At 70.9% G+C, this 7,479-nt stretch carries 8 protein-coding genes and 1 rRNA gene; all 9 read left to right on the top strand.

The window, feature by feature from the left end:
* Positions 1-88 (top strand): 5S ribosomal RNA (rrf, locus tag ACIQU6_RS16845); the annotation flags it as partial.
* Between the two features lie 90 nt (positions 89-178).
* Positions 179-829: an HAD family hydrolase gene (locus ACIQU6_RS16840; RefSeq protein WP_403482374.1), complete on the top strand. Its 651-nt coding sequence runs from the start codon at positions 179-181 to the stop codon at positions 827-829.
* 85 nt (positions 830-914) lie between these two features.
* A complete protein-coding gene (locus tag ACIQU6_RS16835) occupies positions 915-2,177 on the top strand; it encodes an MFS transporter (RefSeq protein WP_403482373.1) in 1,263 nt (420 codons plus the stop codon).
* Positions 2,128-3,303: an acetoin utilization protein AcuC gene (locus ACIQU6_RS16830; protein ID WP_403482372.1), complete on the top strand. Its 1,176-nt coding sequence runs from the start codon at positions 2,128-2,130 to the stop codon at positions 3,301-3,303. Before ACIQU6_RS16835 ends, ACIQU6_RS16830 begins: the two co-directional genes overlap by 50 nt.
* A 534-nt stretch (positions 3,304-3,837) precedes the next feature.
* Positions 3,838-4,653 carry a phosphatase gene (locus ACIQU6_RS16825; RefSeq protein WP_403482371.1) on the top strand — a complete coding sequence of 272 codons (816 nt, stop codon included), beginning with the start codon at positions 3,838-3,840 and terminating at the stop codon, positions 4,651-4,653.
* Positions 4,654-4,781: 128 nt separating this feature from the next.
* On the top strand, positions 4,782-4,991 hold the full coding sequence (locus tag ACIQU6_RS16820; RefSeq protein WP_014144137.1) for a helix-turn-helix domain-containing protein: 210 nt from the start codon (positions 4,782-4,784) through the stop codon (positions 4,989-4,991).
* A 119-nt stretch (positions 4,992-5,110) separates the two neighbouring features.
* Entirely contained in the window at positions 5,111-5,209 is a 99-nt protein-coding gene (locus ACIQU6_RS16815; RefSeq protein ID WP_003948845.1) for a 30S ribosomal protein bS22, read from the top strand.
* Positions 5,210-5,410: 201 nt separating this feature from the next.
* The gene (locus tag ACIQU6_RS16810) at positions 5,411-6,460 is read left to right on the top strand and encodes an NAD-dependent epimerase/dehydratase family protein (protein WP_403482370.1); all 1,050 of its coding nucleotides are present in this window, start codon (positions 5,411-5,413) and stop codon (positions 6,458-6,460) included.
* A gap of 14 nt (positions 6,461-6,474) precedes the next feature.
* Complete coding sequence (locus ACIQU6_RS16805; RefSeq protein ID WP_403482369.1) at positions 6,475-7,470, top strand: lysophospholipid acyltransferase family protein; 996 nt, start codon at positions 6,475-6,477, stop codon at positions 7,468-7,470.
* Positions 7,471-7,479 lie beyond the last annotated feature (9 nt).

The following is a 7,479-nucleotide window of genomic DNA, read 5'->3' as shown; positions in this document are numbered from 1 at the left end:
CGGTTACATTTCGAACCCGGAAGCTAAGCCTTTCAGCGCCGATGGTACTGCAGGGGGGACCCTGTGGGAGAGTAGGACGCCGCCGAACTCCTTTTGAAAGAAGCCTCGTTCTCCGAGTTTTACTCGGGGAGCGAGGCTTCTTTGCGTTGTGCTGCCGGGTGGTAGGTAGGCTCGGGAGATGCGCTACGACCTGATCATTTTCGATAATGACGGTGTCCTGGTGGACAGCGAACCGATCTCCAACGAGATCCTCGCCGGCTACCTCACCGAATTGGGGCACCCGACCACGTACGAGGAGTCGTTGCGGGACTTCATGGGCGGGTCGGTGCAGCGCATTCGCGGCATGGTGCGGGACCGGTCCGGGCGGGCGTTGCCGGCGGACTTCGAGACCGGTTTTCATGCGTTGGTCTTTGAGGAGTTCCGCAGGCGGCTGCAACCGGTACCCGGGGTGGAGGCGGTGCTGGAGAAGCTGGCGGCCGACGGCGTGGCGTACTGCGTCGGATCGTCGGGGAGCCATGAGCGGATACGGGTGGCGTTGACGAAGACCGGGCTGCTGGAGCACTTCGGGGCGGGGCGGCTCTTTTCGTCGCAGGACGTGGGGCGTGGAAAGCCGGCGCCCGATCTGTTTCTGCACGCGGCGAGGGAGATGGGGGTCGCGCCCGGGCGGTGTGCGGTGGTCGAGGACAGTCCGCTGGGGGTACGGGCGGCGGTGGACGCGGGGATGGACGTGTACGGGTTCACGGCGATGACGCCGGCGGCGAAGCTGGCGGAGGCCGGTGCCACCGCGCTGTTCGCCGACATGGCGGAGCTGTCGCAGTTGTTGCAGTAGGTGCGGTAACTGCCGTGGGAGCAGCGGGAATTGGATGTGTGATCCATCTACCCAGCGGTAGCGGTGAGTTCTAGGCTGGCGCGCCATGACGCCCCCTCACATGGTGGGAGCGCGGCTGCGGCACGGCCGGATCGCGCTCGCCCTCAGCTTCTTCGTCCAGGGGGCGGTCTTCGCCCTGCTCGTGACCCGGATACCGGCGGTGCAGGTGCGCTACGGGATCTCGGACGCGCTGCTGCCGGCCTTCCTGGCGGCCGTTCCGGTGCTCGCCGGCGTCGGCAGCGTCGCCACCGAGCACCTGGTGAGGCGGGTGCGGCCCGGCACGGTGTTGCGCAGTGTGCAGCCCGTGGTGTGCCTGGCGCTGCTGGCCGTCGGCGCGGTCGGCTCGCTGGCCCAAGTGGCCGTGGCGCTGGCCGTGTTCGGGCTAATGGTCGGGGCCCTGGACGCGTCGATGAACATGCTCGGGGTGAGCCTCCAACGGGCGTACGGCCGCAGCATCATGCTCGGTTTCCACGCCGCGTACAGCCTCGGCGGGATCGTCGGGGCCTCGCTGGCGTGGGTGGGGGCGCACGGGAAGCTGTCGTTGGTACTGCTGTACGGGCCGGTGGTCGCGGTCTTCGTGCCGTTGTCGGTGGTCATCGGCCGGTGGTTCGTCGACGGGGACGACGGGCGAGTGGCGGGCAGGAGTGGTGAGGCCGGTGGGGCGGCCATCATGGCACCGGTGGCCATGCGGCTGTTGTTGCCGTTGTGCCTGGTGATGGCGTTCGCGTACATCGGGGACTCGACGGTCTCCAACTGGAGCGCGAAGTACCTCCAGGACGTACTGGGGAGCTCCGAGCAGTTGGCGACCGTCCCGTACAACGTCTACATGGTGACGACGTTGCTCGGGCGGGCGGTGGGCGACCTGGGGGTGCGGCGCTTCGGGCCGGTCGCGGTGGTGCGGACCGGGACGGTGGTCGCGGCGGCCGGCTTCGTCGTGGTGGCGACGGCGCCGGGGGCCTGGGTCGGGATGGCGGGCTTCACGTTGCTGGGGCTCGGGCTGTGCGTGATCGTGCCGCAGACGTTCGCGGCGGCCGGGCGGTACGCGGTCGAGCGGCACGGCCCGGGGGCTTCGGACGCGACCATCGCGCGACTGAACATCTTCAACTACGTTGGTTTTCTGATCGGTTCGCCGCTGGTGGGGGTGCTGGGGGACGCCTGGAGCTACCGCGGCGCGATGCTGGTGCCGATGGCCCTGGTCCTGGTGACGTTGGTGTACGCCCGCTCGTTCGGCGCGTCGTCGGCCGGATACGGTGACGACCATGAGCGGCCGCGCACAACTGATGTGGGACGAGGCAGTAACGGGCTATGACTTCGGGCCGGGGCATCCGATGGACCCCGTCCGACTCGCCCTGACGATGCGCCTGGTGGAGGCGTACGGGCTCCACCAGGGTCCGTTGGAGGTGGTGGCCGCCAAGCCGGCGGGTGACTCCACGCTGCGGCTGGTGCACCGGGCCGACTACGTCGAGGCGGTCCGCCGGGCCTCCGCCGACCCGGATTCCGCGGACGTCGCCTACGGGTTGGGGACCACGGACGACCCGGCGTTCCGGGGCATGCACGAGGCGTCGGCGCTGATCGCCGGGCAGTCGGTGGGCGCCGCGGAGGCCGTCTGGCGCGGCGAGGCGGGGCACGCGGTGAACTTCGCGGGCGGGCTGCACCACGCGATGCCCGGGGGCGCGGCGGGCTTCTGCATCTACAACGACGCGGCGCTGGCCGTCGCCCGGCTGTTGGAGCTGGGCGCCGAGCGGGTGGCGTACGTGGACGTGGACGTGCACCACGGCGACGGCGTCCAGGCGGCCTTCTGGGAGGACCCGCGGGTGCTGACGATCTCGCTGCACGAGCATCCGCGGACGCTGTTCCCGCAGACCGGGTGGCCGGAGGAGACCGGCGGCGAGGGCGCCGAGGGCAGCGCGGTGAACGTGGCGCTGCCGGCCGGGACGGGCGACGCGGGCTGGCTGCGGGCCTTTCACGCGGTGGTGCCGGAGCTGTTGGCCGCGTTCCGCCCGCAGGTGCTCGTCACCCAACACGGCGCGGACACCCACTTCGAGGACCCGTTGGCGCACCTGGCGGTGAGCCTGGACGCGCAGCGGGCGGTGGCCGAGTCCTGTCACGCCCTGGCGCACGAGCACGCGGAGGGGCGGTGGGTCGCCCTCGGGGGCGGCGGCTACGAGGTGGTGGAGGTGGTGCCGCGTAGTTGGACGCATCTGGTGGCGATCGCCGGCCACCGGCCGATCGACCCGGCGTCGGAGGTGCCGGAGGAGTGGCGGCACGAAGTCTTCCGCCGGACGCGGCAGTTGGCGCCGCGCCGGATGACGGACGGGCGGGCGCCGCAGTGGCGGGATTTCGTCGACGGCGGCTACGACCCGGCCGACCGGCTCGACCAGGCGGTGTTGGCGACCCGGCGGGCGGTCTTCCCGTCGCACGGGTTGCTGCCGTGAGGCGCGTGGGTGGCTGCGGTGCGGGGCCGGGGGTGCCGTAGGGGAGAGGGGAACGGATCCCGTAGGGGGCGCGAGGTCCCCCTGCGGGGCCACAACGGGGTGGGGGTGGGCGATATTCCGCGGGGGCGGCGCGAGTTGACGTGTCTTGGGGATGCCGCGGGCGTGCCGTGTCCCGAAGGTCGGGAGCGGGCTGTGGGGGTAGCGCGAGCGCGCGGTGGGGCTGGCGCATGAGGGGATGGTGTGGAGCGCCGTGAGCGCCCAGGGGGGGTGGCTCGTGAGGGGATGCCGGGGGGCGCTGTGAGTGCGTAGTGGGGCGGCTCGTCACGATGTTGGGGATGCCGCGAGCGTGCGGTGGGGCGGCCCGTGAGGGCGTCGTGAGGGCAGCGCGAGGTCGGGACGGGGGAGGCACGCGGGTGCCGAGAGGTGGCCGGTGGTGGTCTCGTCGGAGTGGCGGAGGGCCGGGGCTGCCCCGGATGTGTGACTACCGGTGGGTTCGGGCATGCGGTTTCCGGCCAACAGGTCAGCATGGGGCCCGTGTTGGGAACCGGGGCGTTGCGGGCGTATCTGATCGAGGCGCGGCTCGCGGGGACGATCGCGACCACGCGGGAGCAGAGCCTGCGGCGGTACCGGCTGTTCGCGGCCCGCGATCCGCGGGTGCTGCTGGGGCTGGAGCCGGAGCGGGAGTGGTCCTTCGGTGAGGTACTGCGACTGATGGGACGGGAGTGCGGGATTTCGGACGATCCCGCGCACACTTCCGGCCCGGATGTGATCGAACCCGACCGCACCGTCGCCGCGTTGGACGCCTTCGCGGATCGGATCGGCGCGGCCGCCGGGCGTCGGGTCCCGGTGCTGCTGGGCACCGGCCATCCGCACCGGCTGTTGGGCTTCTACGCCGCCCTCGCAGACGCCCTCTCGGCGGCGGGCTGCCCCGTCCTCACCCCGGCGTATGGCCACCGTGTCGACATGGCGACCCGGTTCGGGGTACGTACTCGGGTCCTCGACTACGTACGGGGAGTCGCGCTGATGCGCGAACCCGGCGCGGGGGGCGCGCTGGTCGAGGGGGGCGTGCACACCCATTCTCCCCTGCCGGTGCGGACCGCTCTGGGGGTGGCGGCGGCGTCCTGCGGGCGGCTCCCGGAGTTGGTCATCGGGGACCACGGTTGGGTCTGCGGAGCAGGTCAGCTGGGCATCGAGGCGATCGGACTGGCCGATGCCGACGACCCCGCGCCGTTCGTCGGACGGGCCGAGGGGCGGCTCTCCGTGGTGGTCCCGCTCGACGATGCGGCCCCCTCTGCTCGCTACCGCCCGCTGATCCACTATGTCCTCAATAAGGCATGTCTGTCCCGATAGGCGGCCGTTCGCTGCTCCTCTTCCCCACTCGCATCACCCGCCCCTAATCTGGGGAGTGAACGCATGGCGACGAAGAGTCACCGGAGGGGAAGCCGGTGCCCGTCTTATGCGGAAGGTGCAGGTGTGTGATGGCTGCGGACCAGAGGCCGTTGAACGAGGTTGTGTTTCTGACAGTGGCGGAAGTCGCCACGGTGATGCGAGTGTCGAAGATGACCGTGTACCGCCTGGTGCACAGCGGTCATCTGCCCGCGATCAGGGTGGGACGGTCCTTCCGGGTGCCGGAGCAGGCGGTGCACGACTATCTCCGTGAGTCGTATGTGGGGGTGGAGTCGGCCTGACGCTCGTTCGACGACCCTCGGATTACGCGGTACGGCCGGTGCCGGGTACCCTGGCCCGATGTAGGTAGTGTGGGCTCGGACGCCCCGCACCGAGTGATTCGAAGTGAGCGAGGGTAGTCGTGGGCTCTGTTATCAAGAAGCGGCGCAAGCGGATGGCGAAGAAGAAGCACCGCAAGCTGCTCAAGCGCACCCGCGTCCAGCGTCGTAACAAGAAGTAAGCGACGCTGATCGCGATTTCGCGGCCCCTCACCACCCCAGGGTGGTGAGGGGCCGCGGTGCGTGTGTGGGCCGTATGGACGGTGGTCTGACGCAAATGTCGTCACGGGCATCGCGCGGTCATCACCCGGCAACACCGACCGGATAGCGTGAACAGCACTGCTCGGCGCAGGTGGAAGCCACTGCCAGAAGGAGGGCCGATCTTGGGCAACGTCGTGCTCGTCACGGGCGTCGCACGGCAGCTGGGGGGCCGGTTCGTCCGCCGGATCCAGCGCGATCCGGATGTCGACCGGGTGATCGGGGTCGATGCGGTCGCCCCGGAACACCACCTCGGCGGGGCCGAATTCCTCAAGGCCGACATCCGACATCCGGAGATCGCCCGGGTCCTGGCCGAGACCGGGGTCGACACCGTCGTCCACATGGACATCAACGGCACGGCCCTCAGCGGTCGCGGTGGCCGGGCCTCGGTCAAGGAGACCAACGTCATCGGCACCATGCAGCTGCTCGGTGCCTGCCAGAAGGCCCCGAACGTCCAGCGCCTGGTCGTCAAGTCCAGTACCAGCGTCTACGGTTCCGCGCCCCGCGACCCGGCCGTCTTCACCGAGAACACCCCGCCCAAGTCGCTGCCCAGCGGCGGCTTCGCCAAGGACACCGTGGAGGTCGAGGGGTACGTCCGCGGCTTCGCCCGGCGCCGCCCCGACGTGGCGGTCTGCGTCCTGCGGTTCGCCAACATCCTCGGCCCGTGCGCGGACTCGCCGCTCGCCGAGTACTTCGCGCTGCCCGTCCTGCCGACCGTCCTCGGCTACGACCCGCGGCTGCAGTTCGTCCACGAGGACGACGCGATCGACGTGCTGCGGATCGCCGCCGCCGCGCCGCGCCGCGGCACCCTCAACAGCGGCACGTTCAACATCGCCGGCGACGGCGTGCTGCTGCTCTCGCAGGTCTCCCGGCGCCTGGGACGCCCCACCCTCCCGCTCTTCCTGCCGACCGTGACCTGGGCCGGTACGGTCCTGCGGTCGCTCGGCATCACCGACTTCTCGCCCGAGCAGATCCGGATGCTCACCCACGGGCGGGTCGTCGAGACCACGCAGATGCGCGAGACACTGGGCTTCCACCCCCGCTACACCACGGCGGAGACCTTCGAGGAATTCGCCCGCAGCCGTGGACCCGGGCTGCTGCCGCCCGAGTCCCTCGCCCGCACCGTCGACCGGCTCGCCGGCACGCTCCTCGCGCGCCGCGGCCCGAGCCAGTGAGGAGTTCACCCACGATGGCGGACGCCAAGGTCATTCCCTTCGGCGAGGAGCCCCGGGCCCGCCGCAAGGCCCGGCGGACCGGGCGCACCGGCCGGGGCACGGCGCTGGCGCCCGTCCCGGAGGCCCGCAGCGATCCGGAGCCGCCGCCCGCCGCGCGACCGGCCGGCGGGCGGACGCTGGACGAGCGGATCGCCGGCGGACTCGCCTTCCTGCGCCGGCGGATCACCGGCGACTACGAGGTCGACGACTTCGGCTACGACAAGGAGCTGACCGACCAGGTCCTGATGTCGCTGCTGCGGCCGATCCACGACAAGTACTTCCGGGTCGAGGTGAAGGGGATGGAGCACATCCCCGCCGAGGGCGGCGCGCTGGTCGTCGCCAACCACTCCGGGACGCTGCCGTGGGACGGCCTGATGCTCCAGGTCGCGGTGCACGACAACCACCCGGCACAGCGCCATCTGCGGCTGCTGGCGGCCGACTTGGTGTTCGTCCTGCCGGGGGTCAACGAGCTGGCCCGCAAGGCCGGGCACACCCTGGCCTGCGCCGAGGACGCCCAACGGCTGCTGGAGCGCGGGGAGATCGTCGGGGTGATGCCGGAGGGCTTCAAGGGCATCGGGAAGCCGTTCGCGGACCGCTACAAGCTCCAGCGCTTCGGGCGGGGCGGCTTCGTCTCCACGGCGTTGAAGGCCGGGGTGCCGATCGTGCCGTGCTCGATCGTGGGCGCGGAGGAGATCTACCCGATGGTCGGGAACGCCAAGACGCTGGCGCGGGTGCTGGGGCTGCCGTACTTCCCGGTCACGCCGACGTTCCCGTGGCTGGGGCCGCTGGGCGTGGTGCCGCTGCCGACGAAGTGGACCATCCAGTTCGGCGAGCCGATCTCCACGGACGGCTATTCGCCGGAGGCGGCCGACGACCCGATGCTGATGTTCAACCTGACCGACCAGGTCCGGGAGACCATCCAGCACACCCTCTACAAGCTGCTCGTGCAGCGGCGCTCGGTGTTCTTCTGAGGAAGGTTC

The organism is Streptomyces sp. NPDC090442, from assembly GCF_044769405.1.
GTDB lineage: Bacteria > Actinomycetota > Actinomycetes > Streptomycetales > Streptomycetaceae > Streptomyces.
This window is presented reverse-complemented; position numbering and strand designations above follow the sequence as displayed.

Excerpts from the sequence above, each read along its gene's own strand:
- ACIQU6_RS16840 (WP_403482374.1), top strand. The coding sequence starts at position 179 with ATGCGCTACGACCTGATCATTTTCGATAATGACGGTGTCCTGGTGGAC.
- ACIQU6_RS16835 (WP_403482373.1), top strand. The coding sequence starts at position 915 with ATGACGCCCCCTCACATGGTGGGAGCGCGGCTGCGGCACGGCCGGATC.
- ACIQU6_RS16830 (WP_403482372.1), top strand. The coding sequence starts at position 2,128 with ATGAGCGGCCGCGCACAACTGATGTGGGACGAGGCAGTAACGGGCTAT.
- ACIQU6_RS16820 (WP_014144137.1), top strand. The coding sequence starts at position 4,782 with ATGGCTGCGGACCAGAGGCCGTTGAACGAGGTTGTGTTTCTGACAGTG.
- ACIQU6_RS16805 (WP_403482369.1), top strand. The coding sequence starts at position 6,475 with ATGGCGGACGCCAAGGTCATTCCCTTCGGCGAGGAGCCCCGGGCCCGC.